Source organism: Bradyrhizobium sp. USDA 3262 (assembly GCF_054060035.1).
Genome location: NZ_JBSSCT010000001.1, coordinates 1,547,867 through 1,571,134 on the forward strand (window position 1 = coordinate 1,547,867; position 23,268 = coordinate 1,571,134).

20 protein-coding genes are annotated in these 23,268 nt (G+C 61.6%); 7 read left to right on the plus strand and 13 right to left on the minus strand.

From position 1 onward, the window contains the following. Positions 1-121: 121 nt before the first annotated feature. The 5 genes from ACVWYP_RS07175 to ACVWYP_RS07195 all read right to left on the minus strand — a co-directional run bounded on the left by ACVWYP_RS07175 (position 122) and on the right by ACVWYP_RS07195 (position 1,831). Positions 122-322, minus strand: coding sequence for a hypothetical protein (locus ACVWYP_RS07175; protein WP_028341577.1), 201 nt, complete (start codon positions 320-322; stop codon positions 122-124). Positions 323-365: 43 nt separating this feature from the next. Next, complete coding sequence (locus ACVWYP_RS07180) at positions 366-647, minus strand: DUF1488 family protein (protein WP_028341576.1); 282 nt, start codon at positions 645-647, stop codon at positions 366-368. Between the two features lie 40 nt (positions 648-687). After that, the gene (locus ACVWYP_RS07185; RefSeq protein WP_028341575.1) at positions 688-984 is read right to left on the minus strand and encodes a hypothetical protein; all 297 of its coding nucleotides are present in this window, start codon (positions 982-984) and stop codon (positions 688-690) included. Then, positions 977-1,243: a hypothetical protein gene (locus tag ACVWYP_RS07190; RefSeq protein WP_018273180.1), complete on the minus strand. Its 267-nt coding sequence runs from the start codon at positions 1,241-1,243 to the stop codon at positions 977-979. The genes ACVWYP_RS07185 and ACVWYP_RS07190 overlap by 8 nt, the downstream gene beginning before the upstream one ends. 342 nt (positions 1,244-1,585) lie before the next feature. After that, positions 1,586-1,831: a DUF6894 family protein gene (locus ACVWYP_RS07195; protein WP_028341574.1), complete on the minus strand. Its 246-nt coding sequence runs from the start codon at positions 1,829-1,831 to the stop codon at positions 1,586-1,588. A 186-nt stretch (positions 1,832-2,017) separates the two neighbouring features. Here ACVWYP_RS07195 and ACVWYP_RS07200 point away from each other — a divergent pair, with 186 nt between their 5' ends. The 7 genes from ACVWYP_RS07200 (at position 2,018) to ACVWYP_RS07230 (ending at position 10,374) form a co-directional block, all read left to right on the plus strand. Continuing rightward, positions 2,018-2,212: a hypothetical protein gene (locus ACVWYP_RS07200; RefSeq protein WP_028341573.1), complete on the plus strand. Its 195-nt coding sequence runs from the start codon at positions 2,018-2,020 to the stop codon at positions 2,210-2,212. Between the two features lie 802 nt (positions 2,213-3,014). Next, a complete protein-coding gene (locus tag ACVWYP_RS07205; RefSeq protein ID WP_028341572.1) occupies positions 3,015-3,386 on the plus strand; it encodes a hypothetical protein in 372 nt (123 codons plus the stop codon). 215 nt (positions 3,387-3,601) lie between these two features. Then, complete coding sequence (locus tag ACVWYP_RS07210; protein ID WP_080686790.1) at positions 3,602-3,853, plus strand: hypothetical protein; 252 nt, start codon at positions 3,602-3,604, stop codon at positions 3,851-3,853. A 1,254-nt stretch (positions 3,854-5,107) separates the two neighbouring features. Then, positions 5,108-6,112, plus strand: coding sequence for a TAXI family TRAP transporter solute-binding subunit (locus ACVWYP_RS07215; protein ID WP_028341570.1), 1,005 nt, complete (start codon positions 5,108-5,110; stop codon positions 6,110-6,112). Then, the gene (locus tag ACVWYP_RS07220) at positions 6,109-6,738 is read left to right on the plus strand and encodes a hypothetical protein (RefSeq protein ID WP_304498218.1); all 630 of its coding nucleotides are present in this window, start codon (positions 6,109-6,111) and stop codon (positions 6,736-6,738) included. Before ACVWYP_RS07215 ends, ACVWYP_RS07220 begins: the two co-directional genes overlap by 4 nt. 37 nt (positions 6,739-6,775) lie before the next feature. Continuing rightward, positions 6,776-7,390, plus strand: a complete 615-nt coding sequence (locus ACVWYP_RS07225; RefSeq protein WP_304500452.1) for a DsrE family protein — start codon at positions 6,776-6,778, stop codon at positions 7,388-7,390. 134 nt (positions 7,391-7,524) lie between these two features. After that, on the plus strand, positions 7,525-10,374 hold the full coding sequence (locus ACVWYP_RS07230; protein WP_304498219.1) for a hypothetical protein: 2,850 nt from the start codon (positions 7,525-7,527) through the stop codon (positions 10,372-10,374). Positions 10,375-10,498: 124 nt separating this feature from the next. On the opposite strand, the gene ACVWYP_RS07235 is transcribed toward ACVWYP_RS07230, so the two are convergent. The 8 genes from ACVWYP_RS07235 to ACVWYP_RS07270 form a co-directional block, all read right to left on the minus strand. Next, on the minus strand, positions 10,499-11,926 hold the full coding sequence (locus ACVWYP_RS07235; protein ID WP_304498220.1) for an HlyD family type I secretion periplasmic adaptor subunit: 1,428 nt from the start codon (positions 11,924-11,926) through the stop codon (positions 10,499-10,501). Beyond that, complete coding sequence (locus tag ACVWYP_RS07240) at positions 11,913-14,561, minus strand: type I secretion system permease/ATPase (RefSeq protein WP_304498221.1); 2,649 nt, start codon at positions 14,559-14,561, stop codon at positions 11,913-11,915. The genes ACVWYP_RS07235 and ACVWYP_RS07240 overlap by 14 nt, the downstream gene beginning before the upstream one ends. A gap of 576 nt (positions 14,562-15,137) precedes the next feature. Further along, a complete protein-coding gene (locus tag ACVWYP_RS07245; protein ID WP_453945726.1) occupies positions 15,138-16,583 on the minus strand; it encodes a hypothetical protein in 1,446 nt (481 codons plus the stop codon). A gap of 371 nt (positions 16,584-16,954) precedes the next feature. Further along, complete coding sequence (locus ACVWYP_RS07250; RefSeq protein ID WP_304498223.1) at positions 16,955-18,265, minus strand: glycoside hydrolase family 5 protein; 1,311 nt, start codon at positions 18,263-18,265, stop codon at positions 16,955-16,957. Beyond that, complete coding sequence (locus tag ACVWYP_RS07255) at positions 18,234-19,583, minus strand: O-antigen ligase family protein (protein WP_304498224.1); 1,350 nt, start codon at positions 19,581-19,583, stop codon at positions 18,234-18,236. Before ACVWYP_RS07255 ends, ACVWYP_RS07250 begins: the two co-directional genes overlap by 32 nt. Before the next feature lie 93 nt (positions 19,584-19,676). Next, the gene (locus ACVWYP_RS07260) at positions 19,677-20,858 is read right to left on the minus strand and encodes a glycosyltransferase family 4 protein (protein ID WP_304498225.1); all 1,182 of its coding nucleotides are present in this window, start codon (positions 20,856-20,858) and stop codon (positions 19,677-19,679) included. A gap of 17 nt (positions 20,859-20,875) precedes the next feature. Then, on the minus strand, positions 20,876-22,009 hold the full coding sequence (locus ACVWYP_RS07265) for a radical SAM protein (RefSeq protein ID WP_038385697.1): 1,134 nt from the start codon (positions 22,007-22,009) through the stop codon (positions 20,876-20,878). Positions 22,010-22,018: 9 nt separating this feature from the next. Continuing rightward, the gene (locus ACVWYP_RS07270; RefSeq protein ID WP_304498226.1) at positions 22,019-23,239 is read right to left on the minus strand and encodes a glycosyltransferase family 4 protein; all 1,221 of its coding nucleotides are present in this window, start codon (positions 23,237-23,239) and stop codon (positions 22,019-22,021) included. Positions 23,240-23,268 lie beyond the last annotated feature (29 nt).

The following is a 23,268-nucleotide window of genomic DNA, read 5'->3' on the forward strand; positions in this document are numbered from 1 at the left end:
AGGTCTCGGTGTGTTCGTCCGTCGCTGGCGGCGGCCTTACGATTCACGATCTTTCGCCGCCTTCGTCAAACGTCCTGGTGTCATTCCGGTTCCTGCGACGACGCCTCCCATACGGAAATTGCTAGAACAAACTGTCTGTCGACTTGTCGAGCCGTCTTAAGGAGCCGCCGGTTTCGTTGAGGTGACCCACCAGTTCACCCGAGAGCCGATAAATCCTGCTGCCCTTCAGATCGTAAAGCTTCCGGCCCTTAAGGTCGAAAATAGCGGTATCGATCACCACGGCGACGTGTACGCCATCACTGTTGACTATGTCGCCCTTCAAGCGTGGTCTCCCTTGTTTTCGCGACCTCGGTGGCCCGCGACTCTTACTGCTTCCTGAAGTCGATGCTTCTTAGGATGATGCCGGCGGGCACACCTTCGAACTCGCCCGCCATGTATTTGACGGTGGCGCGGGCTTCAATGCGCTCTCGCAGTCGCATGAACTGCGCTTCGCGCTCGCTCGATGGTGCGCGTCCTGCCCCTTCTAGCTCATCCATCGCGGAGGTCGAGATCGCACAGGGGACGACCTTCGCGCCGTCGCGCATCGAGAACTGGACGATCATGCGGTCGTATTCGAAACTGGTGAAACAAGCTTGTTCAAGTGCCATGCGACTAAACCCGTTGCCGTTGGCTGAAGCCGGCACAGCTTCAGCCCTGCCCATCGAGCCGGACAAAATCCGCCAGAATCGCCGCGACGAGATCGCGATGCCTTGTGTCGTCAGGCGACAGGCTCGCAGCGTAGATGTTCAGCACGTACCGTGCCTTGGCGGCCGCTTCCGGCCATGAGGTCGCAGCGACCGACATTAGTCCGTTTTCCAGCACGCTTTGCCGTTCGCGCAGCTCCCGCGCACGACTCTCGACATCCGTCGTTGCGCGGCGGATTTCCGTCGCTTTCTGCGCTGCAATCCCACGATGTTTATCCAGATCGAGCGGTTCGTCACTCATCTGGCATGCTCGCGTCGATCCGTTGTGCATCCGCCAGGTCGACCGGACCGATGGAAAACATCTCCATCCTGGCGCCGTGCGAGGCTGCCGGCACGATCATCATGGTCGCAACGCGGCGATAAGACGCGAAGGAAAGCCCTTCGATCATCTCCTCGTCTGTGATGACTTCGTAGCGTCCGGCGGGCAGGGGGTGATCGATGCCCCTGATCTGGAACGAATGCTTGAAGGTGACGACTTCCCGTCGCGAGCGAGTTTTCATGTACGCCCGCCTTTTGCCAACGCTCGGGCGCCCGTGTCGGCTCGCCCATAAGCAACCATGCGCTCTTTCGACGGCATTAGCTACCGCTTTCTCGCGGTCCGATGTCGCGCGGCCGGGACGCCTCAAGCGCTCGCTATTCCCCCGGCGGACGCGTCATGATGCCCCATAACCGCCCATTCGTCGGCATCCATCGGTCACTGAGAGTTAAGTGCGCTCCCGCCAAACACGAGGAGCGTCGCCCCACTGTTTTTTGCTGCTTTTGACTACTGTGAGGGCTCTATTGTGCAGCCACATCGGGCGGTGGTCGACCTCTCGCGCCGAGCGAGAGGGGGATATGGGGCCTCACTGGAAACGTCTAATCTCGAAGGTGAACGTCGCCCGTAAGACCGGTCCATCTTCGTCGCGAACGTTGATTGCAAGACGGCGTGCAGGAGCATCGATAATGCAGCGTCGAGCTTCATCCTTGGCCAAGTGTGCCAGCGCGAAGGTTGCTTCGTGTTGCATAGCCTCCAGTGAAACGAGATCTATCCCCTGTTCGTCGGGGATCATCTCATCACCTTCGCGCTGATCGAAAAAGTGCCTACGCATGCGATTGCTCCCGAATAGGCGGGAGCGCTGTAGCGTCTCTCTGTCACCGGAAAATGCCCAGATCGGATCTGGTGATGGTTGCCAAGCTAGCCGACTTCCAAGCATTCCTCAATCTTAGACGATGTCAGTTCGATTGTGGTGAGGTTCGGTCTGGCATGTTGACCGGCCGCGGCGCATACTCGACGAATGAAGAACCGCATCGGTTGGACGACTTGCCCCTCCATTGGCGGCAACTACGCAGTGGCCGAACTCCTCGAGGGTGGTGTAGTCGGCAATGGACTCATCACCTTCGCCACCAAGGCGCAGGCTCAGGAATTCATTGATTCTGGCCAGGCCGATGAGTTGGGGTCGCGTGGTTCTGTCCCCAAAAGCCGCGAATGACCACGCGCGACGAATGGACCGTAGATATTGAGTGTCCACGTTGTGGGAGGCTGGACGTGGCACGGCTCTCACAGGCGGACGGCTACGCCTATGTGAGGGGGGACACCGCTACCCGCGCCGACCATGTGCCCGTCGGCTTTGCCTGCATCGATCCGGAGACCAGCAGCTTTCAGTGCTCGAAATGTCAGGTGTTAATACCGTGACGTCACTCCCGCGAAAGAACGACAAGCGGCCATGACCATTCCTCGCGAATTGCACGCTGCCGAGGAGGATTTCGTCGGGATGGCCGTCGCTGACCGACGGTGACGGGCCATGCCACATCGTGCGTCGCAAAGCGGGGCCAATCGTCGAGGATCTTATCCGATAGGCAGTGGAAGTAGCCAACCGTCGCAATCCCTCTCCGGCAGTTCGCCCCAGAATTATGCGACGTTCGATTAACGCTTGCGCAGTTTCAAGTCACGCCGGTCGCAGCGTGAAGGACCACCCCAAGGAAATCATGGCGCGCCGTTCGTACGCAGAACGCTACCAGTAGCGTTTTTGTCACGAGTGACAATCTGCGTGCGCAGTCCGCCGCAGAACAGAACGCCCTTTACACCATCAAGCTAGCCATATAGCGTCCGAATACGGGTTGGCAAATTGCTCACCTCGAAGCTGCCCATGAAGCAGCGACTTCCGAAGTCGCCGCCAGTCGTCGTAGCAGCAGCTCACGTGCCATCGGAAGGCGCAATCATAACATTGTGTTTGTCACGGAGCGTCAGCGTCGCGGGCGCGTCTCTGCGCGCGCTCAAGAAAGGCGACCTTCATGAAAATTCCTGCAATCCTGCAAGGCGAGGCACGGACCCGCTTCCTTCAAGGGATCGCGTTCGGCGCGGTGGCAACCATGGCGATTGGATTTATCTGGGGCGGTTGGGTCACGGAGGAAGGCGCCAGAATCATGCGCACCACAGCGGAGACCAGCGGCCGGATGTCCGTTCTGGTACCGATTTGCGTCGCTCAGTTCACAGCCGCGGACGGCGCTCTCGCCAAATTCAAGGCGGCAAGCATTTACTCTAAAGAGAACGTCGTCAGAGAATTCGTGAAGAATGTGGCATCCACGAGCATGGATTACTCGTTTGCCAAGGCTTGTGCCACCGGGATCGAAACGGAGCTCGCAAACGCAGCAACAAAGAGTTGACGAGCGTACAAGCAAGCCGGGAAGGATCACGCGCTCCGAGATTGCCGCTCGCGCTTCATGGGGTCGGGATAACGCCGGCTCGATTCTGCGCGCCAACGAAGCGGAGGCGCCGGGGGCGGCGTAGGTGCCCTCAATCGGAGCTCAATTGGTCGGACCGAAACGACGCATCAAGAAATGCGTAGCTGGTCGGACCACAGTGCTGAAAAGCGGTCATGATGCCGCGCCAGACGCATTTTCTCGTTCAATCCTTTGACCCTGCGAAAGGCGATCAGTTAAAGGCCGGTACGCCAATTGCGTGCCGGAGCGAGGAAAGTGCGCGTCGAACTGCCGAAAGGCTTGCCATGAGTAAGGCAGGCGTCGTTGCCTTCTCGACAAGCTCGGATCCCGAGACGGGTGATTACGACGACCAGCCGACTGTGTTCTTTCGAGCAGGTAGGGTGCCTGCTGAATTCGATTCGATGCCTTGATATCTGTTTTGCGTCATTGCTTCTTCGGCAATGAAGACTGGCGGGCTCTCTACTGAGTCGACAAAGATCAGGACAATTGCGGCGGCGCCGAGCCGAAAGATCGGAGCATGGCAGCTAACTCGATTTTAGCGAGATGGTGACGCAGCGATCAATGCAGGAGCCTGCAACAGTACAAGTAACATGATGCCCGTTGGCTCTTCTTGCGAGGTGTCGGGTCGACGTGGCCTTCCTGGAAGCAGATTTTGGTTTCATATCCGTGCGTCAAGCGACCATATGCGCAAAGGAAATTCGATGCGAAGCATTATTGCCGTAATAGTTTTGTCTACGTGCGTGCAAAGCGCCATCGCTAAGGGGCCGGACTGTCGCGCCATCGGAGGCGCGACCGCACGCCTGGCCTGCTACGACGCAGCCTATCCTCCGAAATTGGAAAAGCCCGCAATCGTTGAAAGCGACGCCGGGCGGCCTCCATACAAGGACCCGTTTGCAGTAGAAGAAGCTCGGACAGCTGCCAAGATAAAGAATATCTGCCGCGGCTGCTGAAATGTCTCGGAACAACGCCACTCGTTCGCCGTATCACGGAGCGTGCAACAGCCGGATCACGATGGCGCGGCTTTTGCGCGTTTCTGATGATACCGGCAGCCGGGTTCTTCCTGCCGTTGCTGTTTTTGGTCCGTCCGGGCCTCACCGTGACGAGCTCCAGCGCCTCGGCGCCGGCGATGGCCGAATACGGGACCATCCATACGCTCAGTCACTTGCATCCCATCGCCGAACAAGCAGCCCATCAGCAGGCGCATCAGTGGGAACGGCGGGATTTCGCTAAATCGCGCAGACGCGTTGGCTGATCGTCGGGTTCGGAAGCATCGGCCGTGAGATCGCCAAACGTACCAAGGCGCCACCATTGAAGCGGTCCCGATCGCGTGTCGACGCCGCGAATCTGCCGTCACGCTTGTCGCAAGCCGACGTCGCGGTGCTGGCCTTGCGCGCTGAATGAGGAAACCCGCAACCTCGCCGACGGTCAGGCAGGGTTTCCGGCGCCTGCCGTCAGTATGGTGCCGGTGATGTTCCACCCTGTGATCCCTCGCTGCTGCGGCGTGGGGGCAGGCACAGTGGATAATCCGGAAGGGGTAGGGGGCTCCCCCATGCGGAGAAATGGCGCGCGCCGATGAACTGCATGAAACTACGACAAAATGACCGATCGGCGAGGGCGCAGATCCCATGGGACAGACCGCAAAAAGTGAATTGCATCCGTTGCGCATGCTGGCGCTGCTGATTCCGCTGCTCGCGACCGTTCCGATGTCCAACGTGGATGCACAGGCGCAACCTGCTGCAGCGCGTCAATTGCGACGCGAGCCGCCGCCGCAAAAGCCGCAGGTGACGATGAATGCCTGGACGGTCGGCCTCGCCGGGGGCCTGCTCGAGGGCGCGCCCATTCGTCTCGCGGCCGAAATCGCCCGCGTCGTAGACGATGGCGACAAGCTGCATGTGTTGCCGGTCGTGACGCGCGGGCCGACGGAGAATGTGAACTCACTGCTGTATTTGCGCGGCATCGATGCCGCCATCATCAATTCCGACGTGCTCGAGGAATACAGAAGCCAGGTGCCGGATATCCAGCAACGGCTGGCGTTCGTGCTGAACCTGTTTCCGTCCGAACTGCATATCTTCGTTCGTCCCGAGATCCAAAGCCTGAGCGATCTCGCCGGCAAGAAGGTGAACTTCAATAATCTGGGTACTGCGGCGGCCTATTCGGGGCCGCTGATCTTCAGCCGCCTTGGCCTCGATGTGGAAAAAACCTTCATTCCTCATCAGGTCGCGCTCGAGCAGATGCGCAAGGGCGAGATGGCCGCGGTCGTCTTCATCACCTCGAAGCCGGTGGATGCTTTCGTGCGCGGCCGCTGGGAGCCGGGGTTCAAGTTCCTGCCTGTTCCCTATGACAGGAGGTTCGAAGACTTTTATCTTCCCGCCTCGCTCGAGGCCACGGAGTATCCCAATCTCATCAAGCAGGGCGAGCGCGTCACGACAATCGCAGTGCCGACCGCTCTGGTGGCTTTCAACTTTCCGGCCAAATCGAACCGCTATGAGCGCCTCGCGCGCTTCGTGGAGTATCTGTTCTCGCGGATCGACAAGCTGCAGCAGCCGGGCTTCGACCAAAAGTGGAAGACGATCAATCTCGCCGCGACCGTTCCCGGCCTGACGCGCTTCCCCGCGGCGCAGGCGTGGCTCGATCGCGGGCCGCGCACCGCCGCAAATCCATCGCAATGAGACGCGCGGCGACCTGCGCGGTGGCTGGAGTTTTGCTCGCAAGCGGTATTGCTTCGGCGCAGGCGGCAGGATTTCGTCAGATCGCTCAGCTCCGCGATTGCTCCGCCAAGGAGCGCTCCGAACGGCCGGAGTGCTCCGAGAAGACACCGCGGGCGTCAGCGCCGCCCCAGGCGAACCAAGGTAGCAGCTGGGTCGTCAGCCTGACCACTTCACCGCTCGACTATTCACCGGTCGCCACCGCCACAACGTCATCGCGCGACGGTGCCGGCGAAAGCGTAATGACGCTTTCGATTCGCTGCCATGGCGGGCGGAGCGAACTGATCGTCGCCGGATCCCGCGTGTCCGGTCGCGGCGATGGATATGCGATTTCCTACCGTATCAACGACGGTCCGCCGCAGCAGGTCGCGGCAGCTGTGCCTGCGTCCGGGACCGGCGTTGCGTTCGGTGGCGACGTGATTCGCTTGCTGCAGTCCCTTCCGGACGGCGGAGGTCTCAATATTCACCTCGCACCCCGTACCGGACCGGCGCTGGATGCGGTGTTCCCGTTGGGCGGGATGGATGTGGTGCGCGCGAAGATCACCGCTGCGTGCAGGTGGCCACAACCGACCGCAAAACCCAACGGTTAGAGATTTGAATGACGTGTCTTTAACAGGAGAGGCATCCATGCGCGTGTTTCAGCAAATTGCGAAGGTAACCATGATCGGAGCCGCAACGGTGCTGCTGTCCGCTTCATACGCTGCGGCGGAGCAAGGCGGCGGACGGTATTGGACACCGACAACAACGAATCCCACTGCGGACTATCGGCACGTTTCAGAAAAGGTCCAAAGGGTTCATGTCTCGCGCAAGGCGACCACCCACAAGGGGGAACGATCTCCTCTCAACGCCAACGCCCGGCTTCCATCCAACGCCAAGTCGCACAACCTGATCCTGCAGGTGAACACGAACGATCCCGCAGCCATGAATCTCGCGCTCAACAACGCAGTCAACGTTGCGCAATACTACAAGGATCTCGGCGAGAAGGTGAAGATCGAGGTGGTCACCTTCGGGCCTGGCCTCCACATGCTGCGCGACGACACGTCGCCGGTGAAAGCCCGTCTCGAGGAAATGGCGCTGAGCACGCCGGAGGTCTCGTTCAAGGCCTGCGGCAATACCCAGGAAAAAATGCACAAGGCCGAGAACAAGGACATCCCGATCGTTCGCCAGGCGGAGGTGGTGAAGTCAGGCGTCGTGCGCGTGATGGAACTGCAGGAGAAGGGCTGGTCCTATGTGAAGCCGTGACCTGTGGCCTAACCCGAAAGGGGTGGGTGGGTCCTCCATGCGGGCTGTAGGCTTCGCGCTGCAGTACGGCGCATAATACCGCACCTCAACAGATCGTGTCGCTACGCGACAGGTGATTGCGGATGGGTCCGGTTATGCTCAAGGACAAAGCAGTTGCCGGCCGCGACATCGCAGATTCGTCGCGCCGGCTGCTGCCCAAGGCGGGACGGTCCGCGCTGTCGTGGACGACTGCTGCCGTGCTCGCAATGGCGTGCACGACGGAAACACGGGCGTCCCCTGATCCGGCCCGCCCTTCGACGCAACCGCAGCATTCGGCGGCTGCCCGTAGTCCCGGTTTCATCGAAGCGGCAAGGAACGGCGCTCCCGAAGCCTTGCCGCCGGGTCGAGCCGGCAACGACAGACCGGTGCAGCTTGCCCAAGCGACAGTCGGCGACACGGGGCAGACTTCGAAACGGGAATACAACTGGGCGGAGTCGCTCTCCTGTGAACTGACGAATGCCAGACGTGACATCGAGTTGCTGCAACGTCTCGAGCAGGAGCGCTATCGGGCCGAATCGCTGGAGCAGAGTCTCGCCGCGGCGCGCCGCGATATCGAGGCCCGGGCCGCGTTGACGGACAAAACGGCCGAAGAGAAGCAGGCCGCGCAGGGCGGCGCGGAGTTGCTGAACTCCCTGCAAGAGACGCGTGAGCGGGCGGAGCACCTGGAGCGGGATCTGGCGGCAGCGCGGCGTGATGTCGAAACCCAGACCGTGCTGGCGACAAGGGCGGGTGAGGAAGCGTCTCGGCTGAAGGCAGCGGCGGAAGGCGGCGTGGCGGATCTGCAACGAGAGCGCGAGCGGTCCGCGCGGCTCGAGCAGGATCTCGAGGCATCGCGCCGCAACGTCGAGACCGAGACTGCGCTGGCGGCAAAGGCGGGCGAGGAGGTTTCCCGGCTGAAAGGGATGCGTGAAAGCGGCGCTACGGAGATGCAGTCGTCCCTGCAAAGGGAGCGCGAGCGGAGCGCGCAGCTGGAGCAGGATTTGGCGGCAGCGCGGCGCGATGTCGAGACCCAGATGGCGTTGGCGACAACGACAAAGCAAGAAGCTCTGCGGCAGAAGCAGGCAGCGGACGTCGGAGCTGCCGAGCTCAGGCAATCACGCGAACGAGCCGAGGCGCTGGCGCAAGACCTCTCCCTGTCGCGGAGCTCGATCTATGCATACGAAGCCCAAGCCCGCAAATCCGGAGACGAAGCGACGGAGCTCAGGCAGGCGGTTGCAAGCTGCACGGCTTCGGTCAGCAAATTCACACCCGACGAAGGTGAGCGGTTCGCGCGGCTGGAGCGGGATCTTGCGGCTGCCCGCAGCAAGGTCGAGACCCAGGCCGCGCTGGCGACCAAAGCAGGCGAGGAGGTTTCCCGACTGAAGCAGGAAAGCGAAAGCGGAGCGGCCGAGACGCAGAGCTCCCTGCAAAAGGAGCGAGAGCGGTCCGCAAGGCTGGAGCAGGATCTCGCGGTCGCGCGGCGTGATGTCGAGGCCCAGACCGCGCTGACCGCAAAGGCGGCCGATGAAGCCCTGCGGCAGAAGCGGACGGTGGAGGCCGGGGCCGCCGAGCTGCGGGAATCGCGTGCCAAGGCCGACGCGCTGGCACAGGAGCTTTCCCAGACCCGAAGCACGATCTATGCCTTCGAGGCGCAGGCACGCAAAGCCGGTGAAGAAGCGGCGGAGCTCAGGCAGGCGGCCGAGAACGGCGCCGCTTCGGTTCACAAATCCACACCGGACGAACGTGAGCGACTCGTGCGGCTGGAGCAGGATCTTGCGGCTGCCCGCAGCGATGTTGAGACGCAGACCGCGCTGGCGGCGAAAGCGAGCGAGGAAACCGCCCGACTGAAGCGGGAAAGGGAAAGCGGAGCGGCGGAGTTGCAGAACTCACTGCAAGCGGCGCGGGCCGACCGGCTGGAGCAGGATCTTGCGGCAGCGCGGCGCGATGTCGCGACCAAGACGGCCTTGGTGACGAAAGCAGACGAGGAAGCGTCCCGGCTGAAGGCGGCGGAGAAGAGCGGCGCGGCCGACCTGCAAAAGGAGCGAGAGCGGTCCGCGCGGCTGGAGCAGGATCTTGCGACAGCGCGACGTGATATCGAGAGCAAGGCCGTGCTCGTGACCGAAGCGGGCAAAGAAACGTCCCGGCTGAAGGCGGCGGAGAAGAGCGGTGCGGCCGACCTGCAAAAGGAGCGCGAGCGGTCCGCCCGGCTGGAGCAGGATCTTGCGGCGGCGCGACGTGATATCGAGAGCAAGGCCGTGCTCGTGACCGAAGCGGGCAAAGAAACGTCCCGGCTGCAAGCGACGGGAAAGAGCGCTGCGGCGGACCTGCAAAAGGAGCGAGAGCGGTCCGCGCGGCTGGAGCAGGATCTGGCGGCAGCGCATCGCGACAGCGAGGCCCAGACGGCGCGGGCGGCAAAAGCGGGCGAAGAAATCGTGCTGCAGAAGCAGGCAGCGGAAGCCAGCGCTGCCGAATTGAAGCAATTGCGCGCCAGGGTCGACGTGCAGGCGCAGCACCTCCCTTTGTCGCGGAGCGCAATCCATGCGTATGAGGTCGAGGATCGCAAAGCGCACGGCGCGGCGTTGACGACCGGTGCGACCGCGCGGGACAAGTCCATCGAAGTGGCCACCAATCCAGTCGCCGAACAGACACGAGCGGCGCCTGCTCGCGCAGTTGCGCAGCCTGCTCCCGAGCAGGCTGCGGAAGCGGGAGGGTTGGTTGCGCGGGCGAGCTCCTTGCTGCGTCAGGGCGACATAGGCGCGGCGCGGCTTGTCCTCGAGCGCGCCGTGGAAATGGGCAGCGCCCAGGCGAGCTTCGCGCTCGCAGAAACCTACGATCCCCTGATTCTTGCGAAATGGGGAACTTACGGCACGCGCGGTGACGAGCGCAGGGCACAAGACCTCTATGCCAAGGCCAACGCCGCGGGAGTCCAGGAGGCGAAATCGCGCCTGGAGGCGCTGCGCCGATAGCGCATGCGCCAACCCACCGGCAATTTCACCGCAATCGTCTGAACGACCGGCACCAACGCGATCAGCGTCGCTCTGAAGCGAGTGGCGCGTCGCTCGGCCGCAATGTCCGGCGACGCGCTTCGCTTTACCGTTCGCGCAGGGCCTCCTGCCGGTACCGTGCCAGCGGCGAAAGCAGGTAGCTGATGATCCTGCGCGTGCCGGTCTTGATTTCGACCGTCACCGCCATGCCCGGCCCGAGCTTGACGAGCTTGTCCTCGATTTGCATGTGCGTCCGGTCGAGCGAAACGCGCGCGGCGTATTCCAGCTCCTGACCTTTAGGCTCGCTGCTGCTCTGTGCCGCGCCCAGTGTCCGGTCATTGGGGCCGCCCTGTTGCTTCTCGCGCGTGATGGCATCCGTCGACACGCTGAGCACATCGCCATGAAGCAGCCCATACCGGGTGAAGTTGAACGTATCGACTTTGATCTCCGCCTTCTGGCCCGGATGAACGAAGCCGATGTCGCGGTTCGAGAGCATGGCCTCAATCTCGAGCTGGCTCTCGCTCGGGACCACGACGGCCAGCGCCTGAGCGGGCGTCACCACGCCGCCCACCGTATGAACGGCAAGCTGCTGCACGACGCCGTCGACCGGTGCGGTCAAGCTCTGCAGTTTCGTTCGCCGATCCGCCTTGACCACCTCCTGGGCAGCGCTCGCAGCCTTCTGCTCGGCCTTCGCAAGGGCATCATAGGTCGCGCGGCGATACTCCGCGGCAGTCTTGTCCTTGGTCTCCTTCAGCAGGGCGATCGCCGCATCGGCTTCGCGCAGCCGGCTCTGCTGCAGGACGAGGTCCTGTTGCATGGCGACCAGCTCCTGATATTCGGAGAGATAGACGACCTTTGACGCCAATGCCTTCTCGACGAGACCCTTGCGGATGTCGACGCGCTCCTTCAGTACCGGGATCGTCGCCTCCAGCTTGTCGACGCTCGCCGATGTGGTCGCCCGTTCCGCCTCCTTCTGACCCTGCTGGCGCTCGATTTCAGAAAGCTTTGCGCTCTGTTCGGCGCGCTGGCTGATCAGGAACTGGCGATGCATCTCGATTTCGGCGGCACTTGCGTTTTGCGGCGGCCGGAAGGCCGCGAGCGGATCTGCGGCCAGCGCGGCGCGCAGCCGCGCGACGTCCAGCTCGGCCGCAAGCAGATCGCTCTTCTGGCGCTCCTGGTCGGCTTCCGTCATTGTCGGGTCCAGCTCGATCAGGACGTCGCCGGCCTTGACGCTCTGGCCGTCGCGGACGCGGATGGCGCGGACCACACCCGTTTCGAACGGCTGGATCAGCTTGGTGCGCCCGCCCGGCACGATCTTGCCGGTCGCGCTGGCGACGATATCGACGCTGCCGAGCGTCGCCCACAACAGCGCGATGCAGAACGCGGCGATGATGCAGGCCCCGATCGCGCGCCCGATCGGCGACGGCGGCGATTCGGCGATCTCGAGCGCCGCCGGCAGAAAGGCGATTTCGTGCTCGCGGCGGCGAGGTTCGCGTCTCGGGAACGCGACGACATTGCGGCTAGCGGACGTCATGGATACCGGCCTGCAGATAATGGAGGTTGGCGTAACGGCCGTTGGTGCGGATCAGCTCGTCATGGCTGCCGTCCTCGACGATGCGGCCATGCTCGAGGGTGATGATCCGGTTTGCATTGCGCACCGTCGACAGCCGGTGGGCGATGACGAACACGGTCCGTCCGGCGGAAATCCGCCTCATGTTCTGTTGGATCGCGCGCTCGCTTTCGTAGTCCAGCGCGCTGGTCGCCTCGTCCAGGATCAGGATGCGTGGATCGGTGATGAGCGCGCGCGCGATTGCGATTCGCTGGCGCTGCCCGCCGGACAGGCTGCTGCCGCGCTCGCCCACGACGGTGTCGTAACCCTCCGGCAGTTCGAGGATGAAGTCGTGGGCGCCGGCTAGCTCCGCCGCTTCGATGACGCGCTCCATCGGCATCGCCGGATCGGCCAGCGCGATGTTGTCGCGGACCGTGCAGTTGAACAGCACGTTCTCCTGCAACACGACGCCGATCTGGCGCCGCAGCCAGCTCAGATCGACCATCGCGAGATCGACGCCGTCGACCAGCACGCGTCCGCTCTCCGGGACATAGAGACGCTGGATCAGCTTGGTGATGGTGCTCTTGCCCGAGCCCGATGAACCCACGATGCCGATGACCTGGCCTGGCTCGACGCTGAACGACACGTCGTGCAGCACCTCGGGGCCGTCGATGCGGTAGCGGAAGGTCGCGTGCTCGAATGTGACCTGGCCGCGGATCGGCGGCAGCGCCGCGCGGGCCGGCGTGAAGCTCGGCTCGGGAATGGTGTTGAGGATGTCGCCGAGACGATCAATCGACAGGCGGGCTTGATGGAAGTCCTGCCAGATCTGTGCGAGCCGCAGAACCGGCGCGCTGACGCGCGCGGCCAGCATGTTGAACGCGACGAGCTCGCCGACAGTGAGATCCCCGCTGACCACCAGGCGGGCGCCGAAGTAAAGGGTCGCGGCGATGACCAGCTTGTTGATCATCTGGACCGCCTGGCTCGCCGTGTTATTCAGGCTGAGCACGCGGAAGCTTGCGGACACGTAGCCGGCGAGCTGCTCCTCCCAGCGGCGCTGCATCTGCGGCTCGACCGCCATGGCCTTCAGCGTCTCGATACCGGTGACGCTCTCGACCAGGAAGGCCTGGTTCTCGGAGCCGCGATTGAACTTCTCGTCGAGGCGCCGACGGAACAGCGGCGCGGCTCCCGCGGAGATGCCGATGTAGAGCGGAAAGGACGCCAGCACGATCCACGTCAACGTCGTCGAGTAATAGAACATCACCGCAAGGAAGACGACGGTGAACAGCAGATCGATCACCAGCGTGAGCGCCGAGCTGGTCAGGAACTGGCGGATGTTCTCGAGCTCGCGGACGCGCGCCACCGAATCGCCGACGCGGCGGGTCTGGAAATAGGCGATCGGCAGCGCCAACAGGTGACGGAACAGCCTGGCGCCGAGCTCGACGTCGATACGGTTTGTCGTATGCGCGAACTGGTAGACGCGCAGCGTCTCGAGAACGGCCTCGAACACGGTCAGCACGACAAGCCCGACGACCAGCACGTCGAGCGTGCTCATGCTTCGATGCACGAGCACCTTGTCGATCACCACCTGGAAGAACAGCGGTGAGACAACGGCGAAGATCTGAAGGAAGAACGACGCCGCCAGCACCTCGCCGAGCAGGCGACGATACTTTTGCATGGCGCCGACGAACCAGGAGATATCGAAGCGCCGCGCGAGATCGGTCAGGCTGGCGCGCCGGGCCATCAGGATGATGCCGCCGTCCCAGATGGCCTCGAGTTGGGCCTGGGTGATTGCTTCGGGGCGCGGAGACAGCGGGCGCTGAACGAGAAGCTTGTCGTCGATAACCTTGCCGAGGATCAGGAAGCTGCCGTCGCGCAGCACCGCAATTCCCGGCAGCGGAGTGACGGCAAGCCTGTTCCAGCTCGTCCTCTGCACCTTTGCCTTGAGCCCGAAATCCTTGGCACAGCGCAGGATTTCAGTAACGCCGAGGCGCGCTGAGCCGATCCGGTGGCGAATTTGGCCGGGGTCGGCAGCGATTCCATGGCAACGCAGCAAGATCGCCAGCGCAATGAGCCCGGATTCATCGTCATGTTCGGATTCGACGCCGGCGGCCGGGGATTCGGTGTTTGTGTTCGCCGGATGGATTGCGGCCTCGTCGCGAGGCCCGCGCATCAGGATGCCAGGTCTCATCGCCAAGAAGCTCTTCGTGAGGCCGTCACGGGCACGCATCAGGCCCTCGCCGGCGCGGTGCATCAGGCCGGCGCCCAAGTCAAACGAGCGCGTGCGGATGTCGGCAAATGCATGACGTGCGCGCTGCGCGAAGCTCTGTGATCCAGCGCAGATCAGACCGCCATCCCAGATCGCTTCGAATTCCGCGCGCGTCATCCGGCTCGGATGCGGCGAGGTCGGGTGCAGCACAAGCGCCACCTGGTCGTCGATCTTGCCCAGCAGCAGAAATCCGCCGTCACGCAGCGAGGCGATTCCGGGCAGCTGGATACCCGCAAGGCGGGTCCAATCCATTGTCCGCGAACGGACTTTGACTCCGAATTCGCGCGCGCAGCGAAGCATCGCGCGAATGCCGATCTCGTCGCTCCCGCAACGATCGCGGAGCTGGTCCGGCACAGTATTCACGCCATGGAGGCGCAGGAACAGAGCTAGCGCGCGAAGCCCTAGATCTGCGGCGGGGGCATTTCCGTTCTGGATCGCCATTCTTACTCAACCCTTCGCGGCTACCCGGCCGCGTTTGTGTTCCTTCTCGTGCATTTCCAAAGACTGGGAATTCCAATGCCGCGCATCGACAGAGCATGCGACATACCGCTTGCTCGCAGCCAAAAGGCGCAAGCAACATCAAAGCACTAGGGCCTCGAACCGCGAGGGATTTCAAAGCAGTGGGATTTTAGACCTGCCCCCCGACTGCTGAACCGGTTCGTTAATGCGCAAAAATGGCGAAAAAAGTTTCAAATCTTGATTTTTGCACCGGTAAATTGCGCGCAAATTTGCCGCATACCCGAAGCTGTTGCGCCAGCACGCGTTTTGATCGCTCGGAAACAGATGCGGGCGATGAAGCCAACCGAGATCGAGACCCGCGCGTGACAGTCCCTTCGCCGTTACCGTCCGCGATCGACTGTCCGTTTCCAATTCCCAACACGTTGATGGGTACTGCACCCGGGCGCAGAGCCCCCGGGTGCAGTAGCCGGATCAACCCTGAGGTTTGCTCAGGAACGAGTTGTGCGTCCAGCCGGTCCCATTCGACATGGCCGCTGCGATCTGACCACCGTCGACCCGACCGGAGCTACCGGCCAGATACTGGTTCAGCAGCGCAAAGCCCTGGCTTGCCTGGGACGCTCGCGTGCCTTGATCGCCCCAACCGGTCATCTGCGATGCCGTGTTCGCCAGGGTGCTGGAGTCCACGCCCATCTGCTGCTGCCACTGCGCAAAGCCGTGGTTTGCCCAGTTGCCGGTGTTTCCGCCAGTCGAGCTGGACGGCCGGGGATCCGTCACGCGGATCGTCTGCGGGTCCGACGACATCACAGCACCGGTGGTCGGATCCATAGCGCTCGCGGTCAGCGTGAGGTTCGCGACCGGATGAGCATTGCCCTTGTAGTTCGACGTCAGCGTCAGTCCGCTGTCGACCTGCGCGGACGTCAGGGTGATGTTGTTGCCCCTGAGCGTCGTGCCATCGCCGGTCGTGATCGTCTCGTATCGCGGCAGTCCCATGATATTCAGGGTGAGGTTATCGTTGGGGTCGGTCGTTGTAAGAGTCGTCCCCAAGTCGACCTGACCGCCTCTGCCGGCCACCCAGAGAGACTTGTCCGCGACGTCGAGCACCGGCGCAGTCACGCTCGGAGTCGTGGGGGTTGTCGGCGTCGTGGGGTCGGTCGGCGTTGTCGGCTGCGACGGTATCGTCGGGTCGGTCGGCGTCGTTGGTGTCGTCGGCGTCGTGGGCGTCGTCGGCGAAGAGGTGCCCTGCAGCGGAGGCGGCAGATCGGCCTGCAACTGCGCAGACGTCATCGAGGTGAAGTAAAGGGTCTTGTAGCTCGTCGTCAGTTCGACCCAATCGCTCATCCCGGCACCGGGATTGTTGGAGAACCCGTCGACGTATGCGGCTGTTGGAGTCGACCACCAATCAGCTCCCAGATCGGCAACGAGATGTTCGTTCGGATCAGTGGTCCTCATATTGGCCTGGACGTAGACCCCATCGACCGTTCCGGCCGAATAGCTGCCGCGTGAGCCCGGCCAGAAATGGTCGTTGTATCCACTGAGGGGCGCAGCGCCCATCGCGCTGCCGTCCGCCTGCCTTGTCACGCTCCAGGCAGAGTTCGTGTTTCCGGAAAAGTCGGCGAGAAACTGAGATCCGGCGATCGGGTCCGTCGCCTGATCTTGCACGAGAACCCAGCCGCCAGTTTTCAGATGCACCCACGTCTGGAAGTCGGCGATCTGAACGTTGGCCGGATTGGAATCGTTGGTTGCCCCGGACTTGGGATAGACCTGACCCCACCCCGTGACGGAGGTGAAATTGGAGGGCGGGGTGCTGCCTGTATGGCCGGTGCTCCCGCCGTACCAGGAATAGCTTGAAGGGACGCCAAGCGGAAACCCTTCGCTGTTGCCAGGCGTGTTTTGATAGATGACATCGGTCAGCGCCACTTTAGTTCTCCATTGCAGACCAAATTTAAGGACGAGGAATTCCGCTGCCGCGCATCAGAGATGTGCGACAGATTGCATGCTCGCGACTTCAGCCGCGAACAGATTCCGATTCCAAAGAATTGCAGCCTCGAACCGCGAGGAGATTTCAAGCAGTGGGATTTTTGGAAGTTGCCCCCCCGACTGCTGAGTCGGTGGGTTAATAATCAAAGATGGCAAAAAAACTTTCAAAGTGTGATTTATACACACGTATAACCTGACCGACATTTACTGCACACGGGCGATTTTCCGCTGAAATTTGCAGCGTTGGTCGGTTTCGCGCCACATTTGATTTCTGCAAGGTCGCGTCGGCTCGCCTGGCTCAGCCTACGGTCTCATGGATTGCGCAGACCGAGCGCTGTCAGGAGCTCCGGGACAAATGCGCCGTTGTCGCTGGTGATGCGAAACGACTCATCGAGGTCGTGAACGCACCAGCCAAATCCGTTTTCCTCGACGGCCTGACGTACCGACTGCAACCACGTCGCCCGATCCGATAACGCGGCACCGGTGCGACCGGCGAAGTCGCCAAAACATCCGAACTCACCGCACATGACGCGCTTGCGATCGACCTTGTTCTTGTCGGACCAGGCGGCGACCTCGCCGACTCTGCGACGGATGAACTCGATACCCTGAGGGACATCGAAATACTGACCTGCGTTGTTGCTCAACTGCTCGACAAGGTACGTCCTTCGCAACACGGAGGTTTCCTCGTCCGATTTCGCCAGACCCGTCGCTCGCTCGATCACCCGAACGCGGTCGTCGGGTTGTGGGGGAAATTGGAGGCGATGCACATACTTGTTGTAGGACACATTCACGCCCTGAAGCGTGAAGATGAACGGCTCGTAGTAGTGAAACACGAATATTGTATTCGCGTCGAAGGCGCTTACGTCGATCGAGAGCAGACCATCGATGCTCGCGTAGTTCATTCCTGAAAGGATCAGCGTGTGTTTCGGAGCGGCTGATCGTACCGCGTCGTAAAGATGTTTGAGCTGCTCCGCCCAAGCCGTCTTGGAGCTGAAATCCGACGGCGGCGGCGGTTCATTGAACAGCTCCAGCGCGACCGACTGGGGATTATATCTCGCCTGCAATGCCGCTGCGATGCTCGTCTCCACTTCGACAAGACGCAGAAAATGCGGGCCTGCGATTCCATCGGTCAACGTCTGAATGTTCCAGTCCGTGTGCTCCGTACTGACGTGAACGTCGAATAGCACCTTCATGCCGGCCTGAAGGACGGCGTCGACCGATCGGAGGACAGTTTCGATGCCTGAGGTCAAATCAGCCTTGGTCTCGACGGCGAGCAGCGGCGCTGGATCGACACAGATGCGCAGGAAGTCGACTCCGCTGGCGGCAATTCTTTCAAGCCGCTGTTTCGGCATCCAACTGTCCCAGCCCCTACGGATGTTCCAGGGCTCACCCGTCTGCCAATGCGCGAAGGGCTGCTGGATGTTTATGCCGCGCAGGCGGTCGTGCGACGACGCGAACGCGACGTCCGACTGGCGATCAAGGGACGGTTCGGCGGTTGGCTGTCCGAAGACCGGCGATCGCGTCACGCCGTACGCAGCCGCGCCGGCGACGGCCTGAAGTGCGTGACGCCGGCTCAATCCAGGTTGAGATCTAGGTGGAGCGCCGTTCTTCCGCGACTGCAAGGTTACGTTCTCCAAATGCTACATCGGCCGGCGAACCGGCGGTCATCAAAAGGTGGCGGAAGGACCATCCGGGGCTTCGTGCGGTGACCGCCTCCGGCTGGGACAGGACGATGAAAACGGTGACGATCAAATGCGAGAACGCCACTGTTTCCCGGTTAAAGCTTTGATCGAGCAATGCAACCAGCGTCACGCCGACAAAGATGGCGACCCAGAAGTGCAGAATTCCGGCTTCCGCCGATTTTTTTCCGAATGTGTTGATGAGCCGTCGCCGTTCGGACATTGCAGCCACCGGAAGGCTGAACCAAAACGCGGCAAAGGAGATCAGGCCTACCATGCCCGTATCGAAGAAAATCTCCACGAATTGATTGTGCGCCTGCAGAAGGAACGGACTGTAGAGTGGGGTTTGACCGGGGCCATATCCGATCCAAGCTCGTTCCAACCCAAGTGTGGACAGATAGTACCAGTGGTGAATGCGCCAATGGACCGAGGTCACGGCGGTTTGCCAGTCCCACACCACATATTCGCCGTTCATGATGTAGTCCGGAACGGTTTTCAGGTCCGAGAACAACTCTCCAAATGGAGATGCCCACATGAGGATCGCGAATGCTGCCGCGAACGCGGGAAGCAGGGCAGGCCTCTGGACAAAAAGGTATACGCTGAGGGCCACCCCGAGCAGAGCGACTCCGGTCCTTGAAGCGGAAAGGACCAGGGCAACAACAAACAGCGAGTACACCGCGAGGTGAAAGTGCTGAATGGGAAGCCGCATTTTCCGGCGCGACAGCTCGCAAACGAAAAAGGTCAGCACGATCTCCAGGCTGTAGGGTACGGGGTGCGAAGAAAGACCTGCCACCCGTTCAAACTTGTCGTATTGCGTGACGAGCTCTGCATGACCGGTCAGGTATTGACCGAGCCCCACCGCGGAAATGACGAACAACAGCCACATGTAAACACGATGGAGGCGCGGGCAAAAATCCGGATGACGATAAAGGGCAGCAAGTAGTGTGACGAACATGATCAGGTGCACGTACCTGAACATCTCGTACAGGGCGGTATACTGGTTGACGATCTTGCCGGCTCCGAAGCCATTGGTGACAAAAGACAGGATGCAAGCGGCAACAAAGACGGACATGGCTATCAAGAGTACGAACAGTCTTTTGTGTATCCTGACATGTCGCGCGTGCCAGGCGGCCACAACACCGATCCCGATGACGGTGAGCGACAGGATCATGGAAAAGCTCGTCCCGGACAGACGGTCGAGGCCGTTGGAGATCGATCGAAAGAACGTATAGATAAGAAAATACAGCAGGAGTGTATTCATCTTGAACGTCGCTTTGGTTCGATCGGTTTGAGGCAATACCTCAACCGCGGGACGGGCATGGCGCGTTGGCCGGCACGCCGCGTGCGCAGCTCGCTAGGCGGTGCTGGGCGGCGCTGTCCGGGACCGCGCATGAGGACCGCCTCGACGAGGCTCGATTGCTCTGCGATAGCATCCGAGAGTGCGCTCTGCGATAGAGCGCCAGTCCTCCCGCTCAGCCAACCAGTTGCGTGTCTTCTCGCGCAGTTCCAACGGCCACGGACTGTGTGCAAACGATGCCAGGCGATCCGCGAGCCCTGATACATCTCCCACATGAAAATAGTGCGCGTCATTCAATCCGATCTCCAGGTGAGCAGGAATGTCACTGGCCACCACGGGCAAACCGAAGCTCAGAGCTTCCAGCAGCGCGATCGGCAAGCCTTCGTGCGAGGATGGCAAAACGAAAATGCCCGCGTGGGCGTATAGCTCCCGCAATGCGAGGCCGCACTGGAAGCCCGCCATGATCACCCCAGCGGTTGCCCCGGCGCGCGCCGCAAGCATTTCGGTATACGCGTCCGGATGCTCGGAGGCGCCGACGAACACGAGCTTCCATCCGGTGAGTCTGGCATCGGCAAAGGCCTGAATCAGGTCGGTGTGCCGCTTCTCTGGTACCAGCCGGCCTACCATCAGCACATATCGTCCCGGCGTAAGCCCGAGCTTCTCCAGCACCGAAGTGCTTTTCGGCACGTCAGGCAAGGTGACGCCGTTTGGAATGAGGTCCGAATTCAGGCCGTACTTATCCCGCACCAGCTTTCGGATGGTCTGGGAGATGACGATGCGGCCGTCGGAGAATCGCATTCCCCAGGCCTCGCCGGCGCGCAGGGCCATCCTGGCCAAGCGGCCCCACTTCTCCCGTTCGTAATCCGGGCCGTGGTGCGTCACGACGACATGCAGTCCCAGCAAGCGCGCGAGTGGCGCCATCAAGGCCGGCCCGATGGCCTGGATGTGCAACACGTCCGGCCGCTGCCATGCGGCGACAAGCACTCCGAGGAACGAATGGACGATTGTCTCGAGACCCGAGGTCTTCGGACACCATACCCGCTGGTAACGCACACCCTGCCACTCGTTGCCGCGATCAGGCGGCATATACGAGGAGCGAACGATCACCTCGACATCGCAGCCCAGTTCCTTGAGATGAGGGCAGAGGTGCTCTGCGTGAACTTCCACTCCTCCCTGCACATTGGGAAATCCACGCAGGCCAAGCATGATCACCCGCAGTACCAGATGATCCGCACTCACTGCACCCTCCTGTCAAATTAGTTATTCATGAATTCCTTGAGCGGATATCGGGCGTCGACCGTCTCTCTCCCGCGCACCAATCGTGCCTTTTGCTTTTCGTTGAGGAATGACGTTCGCTGGACACGCGGGGTAGGCGCGACGTTGGAGTAATCGATGTACTGATCGAAACAGATCGGCCGGCCGAGTTCGACCTTCAGCTTGTTCTTCAGCACCCAGATGAGCGGCCCCATCTTCGGCGCCTGCGGAATCAGCGTTGAGCGCATTGCCGTGCGCGCGGTCGTCACCATCCAGCAGTTTTGTTGGCAAGCGTGAACCTTGGCGACGGAGTTCTTGGCCGTGTCACTGGCCATGATCTCACTCCAGGACTGGCGCGCCAGGTTGCCCAGCGGCAGATCCGACCGCACATTGCAGGCCCACACATCGGACCAGGGGTCGATGAATGCGAAATCAGTGCCTGCGCTGCAGCGTATCAACCGCGGATGGCCGAGGATCTTTTCAATCAAGCCCAGATTCAGGTAGGCGCGAAACCAGTTCTTCGGCTTGTTGCTCTTGAGCATCGCAGTGATAAGCCCTTCCACTTGCCGGGCCACGGCGACGCGCTCGTAGAAATAATTGTCGTTCTTGTAGAACTGCCACGCGTTGTGCAGCGTCGAGGTCGCAAGTTCGAACCCCATCGAACGCGCCAGTTCATAGGTTCGAACGAGCTGCGCCACATTCTCATCCTGGATGACGAAGGCGAATCCGAGGTCTTGCCCGCCTGCCTCCTGCAGCATGCGAAGTCCGGCTACCTTCGTGGCATAGCCGTCCTTCTCGCCGCGGATGCAGTCGCTGGTGGTCGCGTCACCCTCGAGGCTGAAACGAACCTTGATCTTCGGGTGCTTCTTGATGATGGGGAGGAGACGCTCGGGATGCAGGCCGTTCGAGCTGATCTCTATGATCCGGGCCTTGGGGTGGAGCAGGTCCACCATCTCGGCGAGATCCTTCCGCAGAGTCGGTTCTCCGCCGGAGATATTGAGATTATCGAACCCGCCAGGAAGCTTCGCCAGGGTCTCGAGCGTGACCTCTTCCTTTGGATCGGTCGGATTTTTCCAGATGTAACACATCTGGCATCTCGAGTTGCAACGAAACGTGGAGATGACGGTGAGGTCCATTTGCAATCCTCAATGCGATGAATGCCGCTCGCTCACCAGTGATCGGTAGACGGCCATCAGTTCGGTGTTATGCTTCTCGAGAGAGAAGTCCGCTTCGACGCGGCTTCTTCCTGCTGCTCCCATGCCTGCACGGCGTGCGGCGTCGCTCATCAGGCAATCGAGGTGGCGTCGAAGCTCGTCCGTATTGCCGGGCTCAAACAAAAGCCCCGTCACGCGATCGTCCACGAGCTCCGGAATGCCGCCGACGCGGGTCGCTATGACCGCCTTGCCATAGGCCATCGCCTCCAGCACCGACATCGGGCAGTTCTCGCACCACTCCGAAGGCACAACCACCACGGAAGCCTCGGCGATCGTCTCGTTTAGAGTTTCGCCGGATAGCTGGCCCGCGAAACGCACATTTCGGGTGAATTGCGCCTTCAAATTATCCGCCAGCGGGCCGGAGCCCGCGATGACGAGAGGCCACCGGCAGTCCGCTGCTTCGTGGGCGCGCAACAGCGTCTCCGCACCTTTTCCCGGCGCGAGCCGGCCGCAATAGAGCACGTATCCCTTGTCCCGATCGCTCGCCGAAATGCCGGTGACATCCACGCCATTGTAGAGCACCTGGACCCGGTCCGCTGCGAACCGCGGCAACACCGACTCCCGCATGAACTGGCTCGGCGCGAGGAAGCGATCCACCTTCTCGTAGCTGCCAAACCAGCGCTGAATGACCGCTTCCATGTAAAGCGTGGCGCTCTGTGCGATCGAGCCGTCAGCGCAGCGGTGCATCAGCACGTGATGGAAATCGCCGGCGAGACACGACGAACATAGCTGGTCCTCTCGCATGCGGGTGTGCACCGGGCACACCGGCTTCGAATCGTGCAGTGTCAGCACGACCGGAATCCCGCGCGACTTGGCGACGCCGACAATCGACGGGGTCAGCTGGTGATAGATGTTGTGGCAATGCATCAGGTCCGGCCGGGTCTCCTCGATCAGGGATGCGAGTTTGCTCACGGCTTCGCGCGAGTGAATCAACGAGAGCGCGCTCTTGATCTTGGCGAGATGGCCGCCGGTCCGGTATTCCTGGCGAGACACGAAGTGATTTGCATAGCGGGATTCGATGTTCCGCTCGTGCTGCATCGCGAAGTCAATGACGTCCGCCCCGCTGCTCGTCAGGAACATCCTTTCCTGAAGCAGCACTGCCTCTGCGCCACCGTTGTTGAACAGAAACTTATTGGCGAGCAGTACTTTCATTAGGGCCCTCGACACGCACATCACAAAGG